This is a genomic window from Polymorphospora rubra (assembly GCF_018324255.1).
GTDB classification, from domain to species: Bacteria; Actinomycetota; Actinomycetes; order Mycobacteriales; family Micromonosporaceae; genus Polymorphospora; species Polymorphospora rubra.
Genome location: NZ_AP023359.1, coordinates 1,681,883 through 1,695,761 on the forward strand (window position 1 = coordinate 1,681,883; position 13,879 = coordinate 1,695,761).

Here is a 13,879-nt window from a genome sequence, read left to right on the forward strand (position 1 = left end):
GCGCTACGCCTGCGGCAGGTAGACCCGGCCGCCGGAGTCGACGAACTCCTGCGACTTGTCGCGCATGCCCCGTGCGGCGTACTCCTTCAACTCCTGCGTGATCTTCATCGAGCAGAACTTCGGCCCGCACATGGAGCAGAAGTGCGCGGTCTTGGCGGGTTCGGCCGGCAGGGTCGCGTCGTGGTACGCCCGCGCGGTGTCCGGGTCGAGCGCCAGGTTGAACTGGTCCTCCCAGCGGAACTCGAACCGCGCCTTGGAGAGCGCGTCGTCCCAGGCCTGGGCCCCGGGGTGGCCCTTGGCGAGGTCGGCCGCGTGTGCCGCGATCTTGTACGCGATCACGCCGGCCTTGACGTCGTCGCGGTCGGGCAGGCCGAGGTGCTCCTTGGGGGTGACGTAACACAGCATCGCGGTGCCGAACATGCCGATCATCGCCGCCCCGATGGCCGAGGTGATGTGGTCGTACGCCGGCGCGATGTCCGTCGTGAGTGGACCGAGGGTGTAGAACGGCGCCTGGTGGCACAGTTCCTGTTGCAGGTCGACGTTCTCCTTGATCTTGTGCATCGGCACGTGGCCGGGCCCCTCGATCATCACCTGTACGTCGTGTTCCCATGCGACGGTGGTCAGCTCGCCCAACGTACGCAGCTCGGCGAACTGCGCCTCGTCGTTGGCGTCGGCGATCGAACCCGGCCGCAGTCCGTCGCCCAGGGAGAATGTCACGTCGTAGCGGGCGAGCAGTTCGCACAGCTCGGCGAAGTTGGTGTAAAGGAAGTTCTCCTCGTGGTGCGCGAGACACCAGGCCGCCATGATCGAGCCGCCGCGGGACACGATCCCGGTGACCCGGTCGACCGCCAGCGGCACGTACGGCAGCAGCACCCCGGCGTGCACGGTCATGTAGTCGACGCCCTGTTCGGCCTGCTCGATCACGGTCTCCCGGAAGACCTCCCAGGAGAGCTTGACCGGATCGCCGCCGACCTTCTCCAGCGCCTGGTAGATCGGCACGGTGCCGATCGGCACGGCCGAGTTGCGCACGATCGCCTCGCGGGTCTCGTGGATCCGTTTGCCGGTCGACAGGTCCATGACCGTGTCGGCGCCCCAGCGGGTGGCCCAGGTGAGCTTGTCGACCTCCTCGGCGATCGACGAGGTGACCGCCGAGGTGCCGATGTTGGCGTTGACCTTCACCAGGAACCGGCTTCCGATGATCATCGGCTCGGACTCGGGGTGGTTGACGTTGGCGGGCAGGACGGCCCGGCCGGCGGCGATCTCGTCGCGTACGACGCTCGCCGGGACGCCCTCGCGGACCGCGACGAACTCCATCTCCGGCGTGACCCGGCCGGCGCGGGCGTAGGCGAGCTGGGTCGGCCGGGTGCCGGCCAGCGGGCTGCCGCCACCGCGGACCGGCGCGACGTCGCCGCGCTCGGCGATCCACGGCCCGCGCAGAGGGGGCAGTCCGGTGTCCGGATCGGACCCCGGGCCGGAGGTGTCGTAGAGCCGTACCGGCGGGTTGTCACCGGTGAGTTCCACCTCCGCGAACGGCACCCGGACGTCCGGTCGCGGACCTTCGACGTAGACCTTGCGACGTGCCTGCATGACATCTCCTCGCTTCGCTCGTCGTCATGACACGAGCCGAGCCGGCCGCTCCGCCCGCTCACGACAAACTTGTTCTCTGGATGACGCTCAGCCGGACTGCCGGCCGCGGCGGGCCGGGGGTTGCGGATCGCCGCCGCCGGAACCGGCCCGGGGTGGGCAGCCGGCGCGCAGCGCCGCGACGGTGGCCGCCGGGTCAGCGGCGGACATGGCCACACCCATCACGGCGACGCCGGCCGCACCCGCGGCGTGGCAGTCGGCGACCTGGGCGGCGGTCCGCACCCCGCCGAGGGCGAGCACCGGCACCGCGGTACGCCGGATCAGCCGGGCGAGCCCGTCGACGGTCAGCGGCGGCCCGTAGCCGGGCTTGGACGGGGTGGGAAAGACCGGCGACAGCGTCACGTAGTCCTCTGTGGACAGCCGATCGAGTTCGGCCGGGTCGTGGCAGGAGCGGCCGACCAGCGGCGGCGCCGGCGACGGCTGCGGGTCGGCGGCGGCCAGGTGCACCGCGTCGCCGTCCAGCGGGTCGGGGCCGGCGACGACCAGCCGCCCGCCGACCGTGGCGAGCACGGCGCGCAGCCGGTCCGCGAGGCGGGCCCGTTCGGGGCGGGGAAGGTCGCGTTCCCGCAGCACCACCCACCAGGCGCCGCCGTCGACGCAGCCCCGCACGACGTCGACCAGTGGCCGGCGGGCCAGCCGGCGGTCGGTGAGGACGACGACGCCGCCCGGTCCGGTCACAGTTGTGGCCGCCCCTCGTCCGGTGTGGACGCCAGGGCGTGGGACCGCCGGGCGATCCGGCCGGCACCGGCGGCCAGCCAGCCGGCCTCGACCGCGTGACGCATCGCGGTGGCCATCCGCTCCGGGTCGGCGGCCCGGGTCACCGCGCTGGCCAGCAGCACGCCGGCACAGCCGAGCTCCATCGCCCGGGCGGCGTCGGACGCGGTGCCGATGCCCGCGTCGAGGATCACCGGTACGTCGACCGACTGCGTGATCAGCCGGATGTGGTGTTCGTTGCTGATGCCGAGCCCGGATCCGATCGGCGCGCCGGCGGGCATGACCGCGGCACAGCCGACGTCGGCCAGCCGGCGGGCCAGCACCGGGTCGTCGGAGGTGTACGGCAGCACGGTGAATCCGTCGGCGACGAGCCGCTCGGCGGCGGTGAGGAGTTCCACCCCGTCCGGCAGCAGCGTCCGCTCGTCGCCGATGACCTCCAGCTTCACCCAGTCCGTCTCGAACGCCTCGCGGGCCAGGTGGGCGACCTTCACCGCCTCGGTGGCGGTGTAGCAGCCGGCGGTGTTCGGCAGCAGCCGTACGCCGCACCGCTCGAGCAGGTCGAGCAGCCCGCCCTGCATGGTGGCGGCGGCGTCGACCCGGCGCAGCGCGAGGGTGACCAGTTCGGTGCCGGAGGCCCGGACGGCCCGCTCCAGCACGTGCAGGTTCGCGGCACCGCCGGTGCCGAGGATCAGCCGCGAGGTGAACGTGTGCCCGCCCAGTTCGAACGACGACACCGCGGTCAGCCGCCCTGGGCCGCGGTCAGCACCTCGACCAGGTCGCCGGGCCGCAGCGTGGTCGCCGGCCAGGCGCCCCGCGGCACCACCTCGCCGTTGACGGCCACCGCTACGCCCCGGTGCTGGGTCGTCGAGGCGGCGACGACCGCGGCGACGGTCGTACCGGCGGCGAAGGGGCTGGTGACCCCGTTGACGGTGAGTTCGATCGGATCGTCCGGCACGGGTGTGCCTCCGCTCTCAGTTCGGATCGGTGGTGAAACGGGCCGGCCCGAACGGGTCCAGCGCCGGGTCCGGGACCCCGGTCGAGACGAGGTCGGCGACCAGGTCGGCGGTCAACGGCGTCAGCACGATGCCGTGCCGGTAGTGCCCGGTGGCCACGACCACTCCCGGCCGGCCGGGCAGGGCGCCGATGATCGGCGCGTTGTCCGGCGTACCGGGCCGCCAGCCGACCCGGGTCTCGGTGAGCTGGTATTCGGCGATCTCCGGCAGCAGGTCGGTCGCGGCGCGCAGCAGGTCGAGCACGGCCCCGGCGGTGACCGTGTCGTCGAGCCGTTCCTCGACGGTCGCCCCGACCACCACCTCGCCGTCGGTGCGCGGTACGAGATAGACGTGCCGCTGGTCGGCGTACCCCCGGATCACGTGCCGGAAGCCCGGCGGGGCACCGTCGGGTGCGCGCAGCCGCAGCACCTGCCCCTTCACCGGCCGGACCGGCAGCCCGGTCAGCGCGGCGGCACCGAGACCCGCCGCGACCACCACCACTCCGGCGTCCACGGTGGACAGATCGGTGACCGCGGTCGGCTCGACCCGTACCCCGGCCCGCGCCGCCGCCACCCGCAGGGCGACGACCAGGCGCCGGGGGTCGACCTGATGGTCGTCGGGGGCGTACCCGCCGCCGCGCACCCGCGGCGAGAGCCCGGGCTCGCGGGCCCGCAGGTCCGCCGGGCGCAGCACCGAGATCGGCAGCCCCAACCCCCGCTGGTACGTCCACAGCCGCTCCGCCTCGGCCACGTCGTCGGAGGTGAGGGCCACCACGAGGGTGCCGTCGGTGCGGTAGCCGACCTCGGCGCCGGCGGCCCGCGAGAGTTCGTCGGCGAATCCGGGCCAGCGGGCGGCGGAGGCGACGAGCAGCGAGGTCAGCTCCTCCTCGCCGAAGTACGCCTCGGCCACCGGGGCGAGCATCCCGGCGGCCACGTCCGACGCGCCCGAACCGGGGGCCGGATCGTGGACGACCACGCTCATCCCACGGGCGGCGCAGCGCCAGGCGATGGCGAGCCCGATCGGCCCGGCGCCGACGACGGCGACGTCCGGCCTCATCGGACGGCCGTGATCGCGGCGAGCAGTTCGGCGGTGGCCCGGGCCGGGTCGGCGGCCGACGAGACGGCGCCGACGACGGCCACGCCGTACGCGCCGGCGGCGACGAGTTCGGCCGCGCGGGCCGCGGTGACCCCACCGATCGCGATGACCGGCACGTCCACCGCGCCGGCCACCGCGGCGATCCCGGCCGGCCCGATCGGCGTCGGCAGCCCGTCCTTGGTCGACGTCAAATAGCAGGGGCCGACGCCGAGATAGGTCGCCCCGGCGGCCACCGCCGCCCGCCCCGTCTCCGGGGTACGGGCGGTGGCGCCGAGCACGGCATCCGGGCCGAGCACCCGGCGGGCCGCGTCGAGGGGCAGGTCCAGCGCCCCCACGTGGCCGCCGGCGGCGCCGACCGCGAGCGCGACGTGCAGGCGGTCGTTGACCAGGCAGGTCGCCCCGGCCGCCGCGCACAGCCCGGCGACCCGGCCGGCCAGGTCGTACGCCTCCCGATCGCTCGCCACGTCCTCGACCCGAACCTGTACGACGAGTTCGGCGCCGGCGGCGGACAGGGCGGCCTGTACGACGGCGAGCGGATCCCGGCCCGGCCGGGTGTCGGTAACGAGATGCAGTCGTCCAAGGGACGGCACAGCGGCACTCCTCCCTGCGCCGGCATTACCCGGATCAGGTTCGACGGTCGGGGGCTGCAGCCCCCCTCTCAGCCCGGTGCACCGGGCTCCCGTGGGTCACTTCCGCGACCGAGAGTACGTCTGTCGTCCGGTCCCCGTAAAGGGGGGACCAGGTCAGAGCAGGGTGGCGAGCGCCTCCCGGTCTTCGGCGGACGGCTCCCAGGCACCGGCCCGCGCGTTGGCGCGCACCTGGTCGGGGGTGGTCGCGCCAGCGATCACGGAGGCGACGGCGGGGCGGGCGGCGAGCCCGCCGATGGCGACGTCGAGCAGGCCACGGCCGCGCTCCGCGGCGAACTTCTCCAGCGACTCGATCACGTCCCACGGCGCGCCGGCCAGCCGCTTGGCCCACCGGTCCTCGGCGAGCCGGGTGCCCTGCGGTGCGCTCTCGCCACGCCGGTACTTGCCGCTGAGCAGGCCGCTGGCCAGCGGGAAGAACGGCAGCAGGCCGAGCCCGAACCGCTCGCAGGCCGGCACCACCTCGGTCTCGGCGGCGCGCTCGATGAGGCTGTAGTGATTCTGGGCACTCACGAACCGGGTCAGGTTCCGGGTGCGGGCGGTCCACTCCGCGTCGGCGATCTGCCAGCCGGCGAAGTTCGAGTTGCCCAGGTAGCGGACCTTGCCGGCGCGGACGAGGTCGTCGAGCGCCGACAGCGTCTCCTCGATCGGCGTCGCCGGGTCGGGCTCGTGCATCTGGTACAGGTCGATGTGGTCGGTGCCGAGCCGACGAAGCGACGCCTCGACGGCGCGGACGACGTACCGGCGGGCCCCGCGGGCACCCCGGTCGGCGCCGTTGGCACCCTCCATGTCCATGCCGAACTTGGTGGCCACCACCACCTCGTCCCGGCGGCCGCGCAGCGCCGCGCCGAGCTGCTCCTCGGAGGCGCCGTGCGGGTTGCCGTAGATGTCGGCGGTGTCGAAGAAGTTGATCCCGGACTCGATCGCGGCGTCGACGACCGCCTTCGTACCGGCGGCGTCGAGCTTGCGGCCGAAGTTGTTGCAGCCGATGCCGACCACGGACACCACGAGCCCGGAGTCACCCAACCGGCGGTAGCGCATCTCAGTCATGCCACGAGCCTATGCGCGGGGTGTCACGCCACGTCCCAGACCGGTTCGGGAACCTCGACCACCTCGCCGTCGCCACGGAAGAGCACGAACCGGTCGAACGACCGGCTGAACCACCGGTCGTGGGTCACCGCCACCACCGTGCCGTCGAAGGCCCGCAGCCCCTCTTCGAGCGCCTCGGCGCTGGCCAGGTCGAGGTTGTCGGTCGGCTCGTCGAGCAGCAGCAGGGTCGCCCCGGACAGTTCCAGCAGCAGCACGAGGAACCTGGCCTGCTGGCCGCCGGACAGCGTGCCGAACCGCTGGTCGCCCTGCCCGGCCAGTTCGTAGCGGCCCAACGCCGCCATCGCCGCGTGCCGGTCCATCCCGTCCCGGTGGTCGTCGCCGCGCCACAACACCTCGACCAGGGTCTTCGCCATCAGCTCCGGCCGGTCGTGGGTCTGCGAGAAGTGACCGGGCCGGACCCGGGCGCCGAGCCGTACGACGCCCTCGTGCGCGACCGGCGCCAGCGTCATCCCGACGTCGACCGGCACGTTCGCCGGGTCGGGGTCGGTGCCGCCGCGGGCGAGCAGCCGCAGGAAGTGCGACTTCCCGGTGCCGTTGGCACCGAGGACCGCGACCCGGTCGCCGTACCAGATCTCAAGCTCGAACGGGTACGTCAGGCCGTCGAGTTCGAGCTGCTCGCACATGACGGCCCGCTTGCCGGTACGGCCGCCGGTGAGCCGCATCCGCACGGCCTGGTCCTTCGGCGGCAGCGGCGGCGGGCCGGCCTCCTCGAACTTGCGCAGCCGGGTCTGCGCCGCCTGGTAGCGCGACGCCATCCCGTCGTTGTACGCGGCCTTCTGCTTGTACATCAGCATCAGCTCACGCAGCTTCTGATGCTCCTCGTCCCACCGCCGTCGGCGTTCCTCGAGCTGGCCGTGGCGGGCGACCCGGGCCTCGTGCCAGCTCGCGAACCCGCCCGGGTGGGTCCAGGCACTGCCACCCTCGACGGCGACGACCCGGTCGGCGGTCTGGGCCAGCAACTCCCGGTCGTGCGAGACGTAGAGCACCGACTTGGCCGACTCCCGCAGCCGCCGTTCGAGCCACCGCTTGCCGGGTACGTCGAGGAAGTTGTCCGGCTCGTCGAGGAGCAGCACCTCGTCGGTGCCGCGGAGCAGCAGTTCGAGCGCGAACCGTTTCTGCTGCCCGCCGGAGAGGGTGCGCACGGGTCGGTCGCGGACGGCGTCCCACGGCTGGTCGAGCACGATGGTGGCGACGGTGTCGAAGACCACCTCGGCCTCGTACCCACCGGTCTCGCCCCAGGCGGCCAGCGCGTCGGCGTACGCCATCTGGGCCTTGCCGGCCGCGTTGCTGTACTTGCCGCGGGCCTCGGCGGTGCGCAGCGCCGCCTCGGTGGCGGCCAACTGCCGGCCGGCGTCCCGCAACGGCGGCGTGGCCAGCGACAGCGCCAGGTCCAGCAGGGTGGTGTCGTCACCGATCATGCCGATGAACTGGCGCATCACGCCGAGCCCACCGGACCGGGCGATGGCGCCGGTCTTGTGTGTCAGGTCGCCGGCGACCATACGCAACAGGGTGGTCTTGCCGGCGCCGTTGGGTCCGACGAGGGCGACCTTGGCTCCCTCACCGACCCGGAACGACACGTCGGCGAAAAGCTGGCGGCCGTCGGGCAGCGTGTGCGCGACCCCGGCGACGTCTACGTAACCCACCCGGGCATCCTGCCCGAACCGCCCGCCCCTACGACACCGGGTTTCAGCGGGTCAGCCGCAGGATACGGAAGCCCTTCTGGCTGGCGCGCCGGTCCACCTGCCAGCCCTGCTCGACGAGCCAGCGGTGCAGCGAGTCGCCGCCGAGGTGGCGGGCCACGACGAGCCAGCCGACCCCGTCCGGCGCCAGCCGGGGCAGCCAGCGGGTCAGCAGCGCGTGCAGTTCGACCTTGCCGATCCGGATCGGCGGGTTCGACCAGATCTGGTCGAAGACGACCCCGTCGGGTACGTCGTCGGGGGCGGCGACCCGGATCCGGTCGGCCGCGCCGATCCGGGCGGCGTTCTCGGCGGCGAGTTCCCTGGCCCGGGCGTTGACGTCGACGGCGTGGACGGTGGCGGCCGGGGCGACGGTCGCCAGCGCGCAGGCGATCGGACCGTAGCCGCAGCCCAGGTCGAGCAGGTGGCCGGTGGTGCCGGGCGCGGGCAGCTCGGCCTTGCGGAGCAGTACGGCCGTTCCGGGGTCGAGCCGCCCGGCGGAGAAGACCCCGCCGGTGGCAACCAGGGCGAGTTGCCGGCCCGCCACGGTGAACTCGATGTCGCGGCGCTGATCCGGGCTGGTCGGCTCAGCGGTGAAGTAGTGGTCGCCGGTCACTCCGGCATTCTCGCCCACCGCACGTCCGCCCCTCATGCCGCCCTTATGGCATGAAGAGAGTGTTATATACCGAAGGTCCACTCTTTCGATTGACGCAAAACTTCAAGTGGGGTAAGAGATCTTAAACCTCCGTTACCCTGACCCGCATGGTGTACGGGCACCCGCCGCACCCCGACGGACGCCCATCCCCGCCGGGCCGCGAGCACGCCCCGCCCAATCCGTACGCCCGGTTCAGCCGCCCGCCCCAACCGCCCGACCGGCCCGACGATCCGCCCGGTCCACGCGACGGCCCGCCTGGGCCGTCCGACGATCGGCAGCCGGGCCGCCGACCACCCCGACCGCATCCCGGGCCGGCCGGCCCCGGCTCCATCGCGGACTACCTGCCGAGCTACCTGCCTCCCGAAGGACCCGGTCGCCGCCAGACGGCGAAGCCGTACCCGTCGCCGGCCGACCGGCCCGCCACCCCACCCGGTCCCTCGCACGAGCCGAGGCCCCCGGGGCGGCGCGGCCGGGTGGATCCCGCGGCGCCGTCCCCCGGACCGCGCCGCACGGCACCGCCCGGCCCGCCACCGGCGGTCGCGCCTCCCCCCGGCCGGACGGCCCCGAACCCCCCGACGACACCGCCCGTGGTCCGCCGACCGCCGGCACCACCCGGTTCCGCCCGGGCCCTGCCGCCGTCACCCACCCCGAGACGGGTCCCACCACCACCGCCCGCGCAGGCCCTACCGCCGCCACCCACCCCGTCACGGGCCCTACCACCGGCGCCCACGCCGTCCCGGGCGGCGGCTCCGACCCCGGCGCGCGAACCCGCGACCGCCGGGGACGGCACCGTCGCACGGCCCTCGGCGAAGGCGAAGCTCCAGGCCCTGATCAGCGGGATCGCCGCGCTGGTGTTGCTCGGGGTCTGCGGCCTCACCTCGTACTTCCTGGTCGCCGACGAGCGCGAGGGACGCGACGCCCGCGCCTCCGGCGGACCGGCCGCGGCTACCCAGCCGCGAGACATCAGCTCCCAGGCCGTAGACCCGGCACCGCTCACCGTCGAAGAGGTCTTCCCCGCCGCGGAGATCGTCATCAACTCCGCCGAACCGCCCTACGAGGTGCTGAAGACCGAGGTGACACCGGACTGCCGGAGCGCGGCCGGCGGCGGCATCGCCGAACTGCTGGACGGAGCCGGCTGCACCCAGGTCGTCCGTGCCACGCTCCGCTCACCGACCGGCGAGTTCCTGCTCACCGCCGGAATCTTCAACCTGGTGGACCAGGCCGCCGCCGACCGGGTCCACGAGGGCACCAAGCCGCTCGTCGCCGAGGAGAAGGGCCGATTCCAGGGCATGGTCGCCGGGGCGGACACCGAACCGGTCGCCCTGTCGTCGGCCCAGGTCGGCTGGCACTCCCGGGGCCATTACCTGGCGTACGCCGTCATCGCGAAGACCACCGGCGACCCCATCGACCCGGGTGACCCGCATGCCCGGCAGATCCTGTACGACGTGATCGAACTGCACCTGCGCGGCACCGTCCTGGAGCGGCGGGCGACCGTTCCGACCGGGGAGGCCGGGCCGGCCGCCGCCGCTCATCCCGGCAGCTGAGGCGCGACCCGCAACCGGCGGGTGGTCTCGGCCCGGCCGGCGTACGCGGCGGGATCCGCGGGATAGCCGACCGCGACAAGGGTGAGTCCGTGCGCGGGGGCCACCGTCACCTCGCTGGACCGTTCGCGGTGCCGCAGCAGTCCGGCCGGCCAGTCCGCAGGACGGCGCCCGTCGCCGACGACCAGCATCGCCCCGACCAGGCTGCGCACCATCGACTGGCAGAACGCGTCGGCCTGCACGGTCGCGACCAGGATGCCGTCCGCCTCGCGCCGCCAGTCCAGCCGGGTGACCTCGCGCCGGGTGGTCGCGTTCTCCTTGCGCCGGCAGTACGCCGCGAAGTCGTGCTCGCCGACCAGACCCGCGGCGGCCGCGTTGAGCCGGTCCAGGTGCAACGGCCGGGGCCAGGCCAGAATCTCGTGCCGCCGCAACGGCTCGACCCCGTACGCCGCGTCGGTGACCCGGTACTCGTAGCGGCGGTACGTCGCGGCGAACCGTGCGTCGAAGTCGTCCGGCACAGCGGCGGCCGCCCGTACCCGCACGTCGCCGGGCAGCATTCCGGACAGCCGGCGGACGAGCGTTCCGGCCCGGTCGGCCCAGGCGTCGGCCGGCAGGTCGACGTGGCACACCTGCCCGGAGGCGTGCACGCCGGCATCGGTCCGACCGGCCACGGTCAGCCCGGTCACCGCCTCCGGGCCGAAGATCCGGTGCAGGGCCTCGGCCAGGACACCAGCCACGGTACGGCGACCGGGCTGCGCCGCCCAACCGGAGAAATCGGTGCCGTCGTACGCCACATCAAGCCGTACCCGGATCCGTCCGTCCACTTCGTACTCCCGATATGGTCCGGGCCCGGCACCCCAGAGAGGGTGCCGGGCCCGGTGTGCCTGCTGGGCGGATTACTTGGTGTCTTCGCCCTCGGCCTTGTCGCCCGGGCCCTCCGCGCCGTGGTCACCGGACGCCGACTCCGGCGCCTCGGCGTCCTGGTCCGCGTTGGCTTCGGCCGGCTTGGTCGCGGGCTTCTCCTCCTCGGCGGGGGCGAGCGCCTCGACCTTGTCCTGCTGGGCCGCCTTGCGGGCGGCCGCCTTCTTGCCGCCGGCGGGCGCCGCGACGACCAGTTCCTCGACCAGCTCGATGATCGCCATCGGGGCGGCGTCACCCTTGCGCGGACCGGTCTTCACGATCCGGGTGTAGCCACCGGGACGGTTGGCGTAGCGCGGGGCGATCTGGTCGAACAGCGTGTAGACCACGTCCTTGTCGCGTACGACGGTCAGCACCCGCCGACGCGCGGCCAGGTCACCGCGCTTGGCCTTGGTGATGAGCTGTTCCGCGAGCGGACGCAGCCGCTTGGCCTTCGACTCGGTCGTGCGGATCTTGCCGTGCTGGAACAGCGCGGTGGCCAGGTTGGCCAGGATGAGCCGCTCGTGCGCCGGGCTGCCGCCGAGGCGGGGGCCCTTGGTGGGCGTGGGCATTGTTGGTGCTCCTCAGTATTGGCAGCGGATCTTAGAGCTGCTCGGTCTCGCGGTAGTCGTCGGTGTCGTAGTCAACCTCGCCGAAGGAGTCCACGACGTTCGCCGGGTCGAAGTTGGGCGCCGAGTCCTTCAGGCCCAGCCCCATGCCGGCGAGCTTCATCTTGACCTCGTCGATCGACTTCTGACCGAAATTCCGGATGTCGAGGAGGTCGGCCTCGGTACGCCCGATGAGTTCACCAACGGAGTTGATGCCCTCGCGCTTGAGGCAGTTGTAGGACCGTACGGTCAGGTCCAGCTCCTCGATCGGCAGCGCCAGATCGGCGGCGTGCTGGAGGTCGCCCTGCGACGGGCCGATGTCGATGCCCTCCGCGGTCTCGTCCAGCTCGCGGGCCAGCCCGAAGAGCTCGACCAGGGTCGAACCGGCGGACGCGATCGCGGTCCGCGGGCCGATCGACGCCTTGGTCTCGACGTCGATGATCAGCCGGTCGAAGTCGGTGCGCTGCTCGACACGGGTCGCCTCGACCCGGTAGGTCACCTTCAGCACGGGCGAGTAGATCGAGTCGACCGGGATCCGGCCGATCTCGGCGCCGGCCTGCTTGTTCTGCGCGGCCGTCACGTAGCCACGGCCCCGCTCGACGGTCAGCTCCATGTCGAGCCGGCCCTTGCCGTTGAGGGTCGCGAGCTTCAGGTCGGGGTTGTGCACCGAGACACCGGCCGGGGGCTGGATGTCGCCGGCCGTGACGTCGCCCGGCCCCTGCTTACGCAGGTACATGCTGACCGGCTCGTCGACCTCGGAGCTGACGCTCAGCTCCTTGACGTTCATGACGAGCTCGACCACGTCCTCCTTGACGCCGGGGATCGTGGTGAACTCGTGCAGGACGCCGTCGATCTTGATCGACGTGACCGCCGCGCCCGGGATGGACGAGAGCAGCGTACGCCGCAGCGAGTTGCCGAGCGTGTAGCCAAAGCCCGGCTCCAGCGGTTCGATGGTGAACCGGGACCGGGTCTCGCTGATCGACTCCTCGGTGAGGGTCGGCCGCTGGGTGATGAGCACTGCGTTCTCCTTGTGTCGGGGCGCCCACCATTTGACGCCCACAACCAATGTGGTGTGGAGCGGCCCCGCCGGCTCGCGCCGGCGGGGCGGTGCTCCGGATCGGCCCGCGCGGGCCGGGTGAGCCCCCGACCGACCCACAGGGGTCGGCCGGGGCCGGGTCGGCCACCAGGGCCGGCCGGACTACTTGGAGTAGAGCTCGACGATCAGCTGCTCCTGGACCTGCGTGTCGATGACCTGGCGGGCCGGGAGCGAGTGAACGAGGATCTTCAGCTGGCTCGGGATCGCCTCGAGCCAGGCCGGAACGGTACGCGAGCCAGCCTCGGCCTGCGCCACGATGAACGGGGTCATCTCCTTGGACTTGCCCCGGACCTCGATGATGTCGTGCTCCTTCACGCGGAACGAAGGAATGTCGACCTTCGTGCCGTTGACCGTGAAGTGACCGTGCTTGACCAGCTGACGGGCCATGTCGCGGGACTTGGCGTAACCAGCCCGGTAGACCACGTTGTCGAGCCGCGACTCGAGGATCTGGAGGAGGACCTCACCGGTCTTGGCCTGCTTGGCGACGGCCTCCTCGTAGTAGCCGCGGAACTGCCGCTCGAGCACGCCGTAGACGCGACGGGCCTTCTGCTTCTCGCGGAGCTGGAGCAGGTACTCGGTCTCCTTCGTCCGACCACGGCCGTGCTGGCCGGGCGGGAAGGGACGCGATTCGAACGGGCACTTCGGCCCGTCGCACTTGCTGCCCTTGAGGAACAGCTTCATCTTCTCGCGCCGGCAACGACGGCAGTCGGCACCCGTGTAACGAGCCATCTCTATCTACCTCTCAGACCCGGCGACGCTTCGGCGGACGGCACCCGTTGTGCGGCTGCGGCGTGACGTCGGAGATCTGCCCGACCTCGAGGCCGACGGCCTGCAGCGAACGGATGGCGGTTTCCCGGCCGGAGCCGGGGCCCTTGACGAACACGTCGACCTTGCGCATGCCGTGCTCCATCGCCCGACGGGCAGCCGCCTCGGCGGCGAGCTGCGCGGCGAACGGGGTCGACTTGCGGGAGCCCTTGAAGCCCACCTGGCCCGCGGAGGCCCAGGAGATGACCGCACCGGTCGGGTCGGTGATCGACACGATGGTGTTGTTGAACGTGCTCTTGATATGCGCCTGCCCGTGGGCGACGTTCTTGCGTTCCTTGCGCCGGACCTTCTTGACAGCGGCTCCGGCACGAGCCTTCGGTGGCATAAGTCAGTGCGCTCCTGTTTGTTCCAAAAGATCGGTTGCTGATCGCACGGCCGTTCT

The 13,879-nt window shown here is 72.7% G+C and carries 15 protein-coding genes and 1 riboswitch; of the genes, 1 reads left to right on the plus strand and 14 read right to left on the minus strand.

Translation table 11 applies throughout. From position 1 onward, the window contains the following. Positions 1–3: 3 nt before the first annotated feature. From thiC to Prubr_RS07665, 9 genes are all read right to left on the minus strand, one after another. Positions 4–1,587 carry a phosphomethylpyrimidine synthase ThiC gene (gene thiC / locus Prubr_RS07625; protein ID WP_212822953.1) on the minus strand — a complete coding sequence of 528 codons (1,584 nt, stop codon included), beginning with the start codon at positions 1,585–1,587 and terminating at the stop codon, positions 4–6. 87 nt (positions 1,588–1,674) lie between these two features. Continuing rightward, positions 1,675–2,322: a thiamine phosphate synthase gene (locus Prubr_RS07630; RefSeq protein ID WP_212822960.1), complete on the minus strand. Its 648-nt coding sequence runs from the start codon at positions 2,320–2,322 to the stop codon at positions 1,675–1,677. Then, positions 2,319–3,092, minus strand: coding sequence for a thiazole synthase (locus tag Prubr_RS07635; RefSeq protein WP_425517990.1), 774 nt, complete (start codon positions 3,090–3,092; stop codon positions 2,319–2,321). Before Prubr_RS07635 ends, Prubr_RS07630 begins: the two co-directional genes overlap by 4 nt. A 5-nt stretch (positions 3,093–3,097) precedes the next feature. Then, a complete protein-coding gene (thiS, locus tag Prubr_RS07640; protein ID WP_212827692.1) occupies positions 3,098–3,298 on the minus strand; it encodes a sulfur carrier protein ThiS in 201 nt (66 codons plus the stop codon). 31 nt (positions 3,299–3,329) lie between these two features. Further along, complete coding sequence (thiO, locus tag Prubr_RS07645; protein ID WP_212822962.1) at positions 3,330–4,406, minus strand: glycine oxidase ThiO; 1,077 nt, start codon at positions 4,404–4,406, stop codon at positions 3,330–3,332. Next, positions 4,403–5,035: a thiamine phosphate synthase gene (gene thiE, locus Prubr_RS07650; RefSeq protein ID WP_212822965.1), complete on the minus strand. Its 633-nt coding sequence runs from the start codon at positions 5,033–5,035 to the stop codon at positions 4,403–4,405. Before thiE ends, thiO begins: the two co-directional genes overlap by 4 nt. After that, positions 5,030–5,137: riboswitch (TPP riboswitch) on the minus strand. It overlaps the preceding gene by 6 nt. 51 nt (positions 5,138–5,188) lie before the next feature. Then, entirely contained in the window at positions 5,189–6,139 is a 951-nt protein-coding gene (locus tag Prubr_RS07655; RefSeq protein WP_246568432.1) for an aldo/keto reductase, read from the minus strand. A 23-nt stretch (positions 6,140–6,162) separates the two neighbouring features. After that, positions 6,163–7,842 carry an ABC-F family ATP-binding cassette domain-containing protein gene (locus tag Prubr_RS07660; protein WP_212822967.1) on the minus strand — a complete coding sequence of 560 codons (1,680 nt, stop codon included), beginning with the start codon at positions 7,840–7,842 and terminating at the stop codon, positions 6,163–6,165. Positions 7,843–7,885: 43 nt separating this feature from the next. Further along, a complete protein-coding gene (locus tag Prubr_RS07665) occupies positions 7,886–8,491 on the minus strand; it encodes a class I SAM-dependent methyltransferase (RefSeq protein ID WP_212822969.1) in 606 nt (201 codons plus the stop codon). A 626-nt stretch (positions 8,492–9,117) separates the two neighbouring features. Between Prubr_RS07665 and Prubr_RS07670 the strand changes: the two genes are divergently transcribed. After that, positions 9,118–10,074, plus strand: coding sequence for a hypothetical protein (locus tag Prubr_RS07670; protein ID WP_212822971.1), 957 nt, complete (start codon positions 9,118–9,120; stop codon positions 10,072–10,074). Here the strand turns inward: Prubr_RS07670 and truA are convergent. The 5 genes from truA to rpsK all read right to left on the minus strand — a co-directional run bounded on the left by truA (position 10,059) and on the right by rpsK (position 13,822). Then, complete coding sequence (gene truA / locus Prubr_RS07675; RefSeq protein WP_212822973.1) at positions 10,059–10,895, minus strand: tRNA pseudouridine(38-40) synthase TruA; 837 nt, start codon at positions 10,893–10,895, stop codon at positions 10,059–10,061. The two genes, Prubr_RS07670 and truA, sit on opposite strands and share 16 nt — an antisense overlap. 72 nt (positions 10,896–10,967) lie before the next feature. Continuing rightward, positions 10,968–11,540, minus strand: a complete 573-nt coding sequence (rplQ, locus tag Prubr_RS07680; RefSeq protein WP_212822975.1) for a 50S ribosomal protein L17 — start codon at positions 11,538–11,540, stop codon at positions 10,968–10,970. 31 nt (positions 11,541–11,571) lie between these two features. After that, positions 11,572–12,594 carry a DNA-directed RNA polymerase subunit alpha gene (locus tag Prubr_RS07685; RefSeq protein WP_212822977.1) on the minus strand — a complete coding sequence of 341 codons (1,023 nt, stop codon included), beginning with the start codon at positions 12,592–12,594 and terminating at the stop codon, positions 11,572–11,574. Between the two features lie 180 nt (positions 12,595–12,774). Further along, positions 12,775–13,401 carry a 30S ribosomal protein S4 gene (gene rpsD, locus Prubr_RS07690; protein WP_212822985.1) on the minus strand — a complete coding sequence of 209 codons (627 nt, stop codon included), beginning with the start codon at positions 13,399–13,401 and terminating at the stop codon, positions 12,775–12,777. 13 nt (positions 13,402–13,414) lie between these two features. Continuing rightward, positions 13,415–13,822, minus strand: a complete 408-nt coding sequence (gene rpsK, locus Prubr_RS07695; RefSeq protein WP_007073011.1) for a 30S ribosomal protein S11 — start codon at positions 13,820–13,822, stop codon at positions 13,415–13,417. Positions 13,823–13,879: the final 57 nt, after the last annotated feature.

Coding starts and splice junctions, on each gene's coding strand:
- thiC (WP_212822953.1), bottom strand. CDS start 1,587: ATGCAGGCACGTCGCAAGGTCTACGTCGAAGGTCCGCGACCGGACGTC.
- thiO (WP_212822962.1), bottom strand. CDS start 4,406: ATGAGGCCGGACGTCGCCGTCGTCGGCGCCGGGCCGATCGGGCTCGCC.
- Prubr_RS07655 (WP_246568432.1), bottom strand. CDS start 6,139: ATGACTGAGATGCGCTACCGCCGGTTGGGTGACTCCGGGCTCGTGGTG.
- rplQ (WP_212822975.1), bottom strand. CDS start 11,540: ATGCCCACGCCCACCAAGGGCCCCCGCCTCGGCGGCAGCCCGGCGCAC.
- rpsD (WP_212822985.1), bottom strand. CDS start 13,401: ATGGCTCGTTACACGGGTGCCGACTGCCGTCGTTGCCGGCGCGAGAAG.
- rpsK (WP_007073011.1), bottom strand. CDS start 13,822: ATGCCACCGAAGGCTCGTGCCGGAGCCGCTGTCAAGAAGGTCCGGCGC.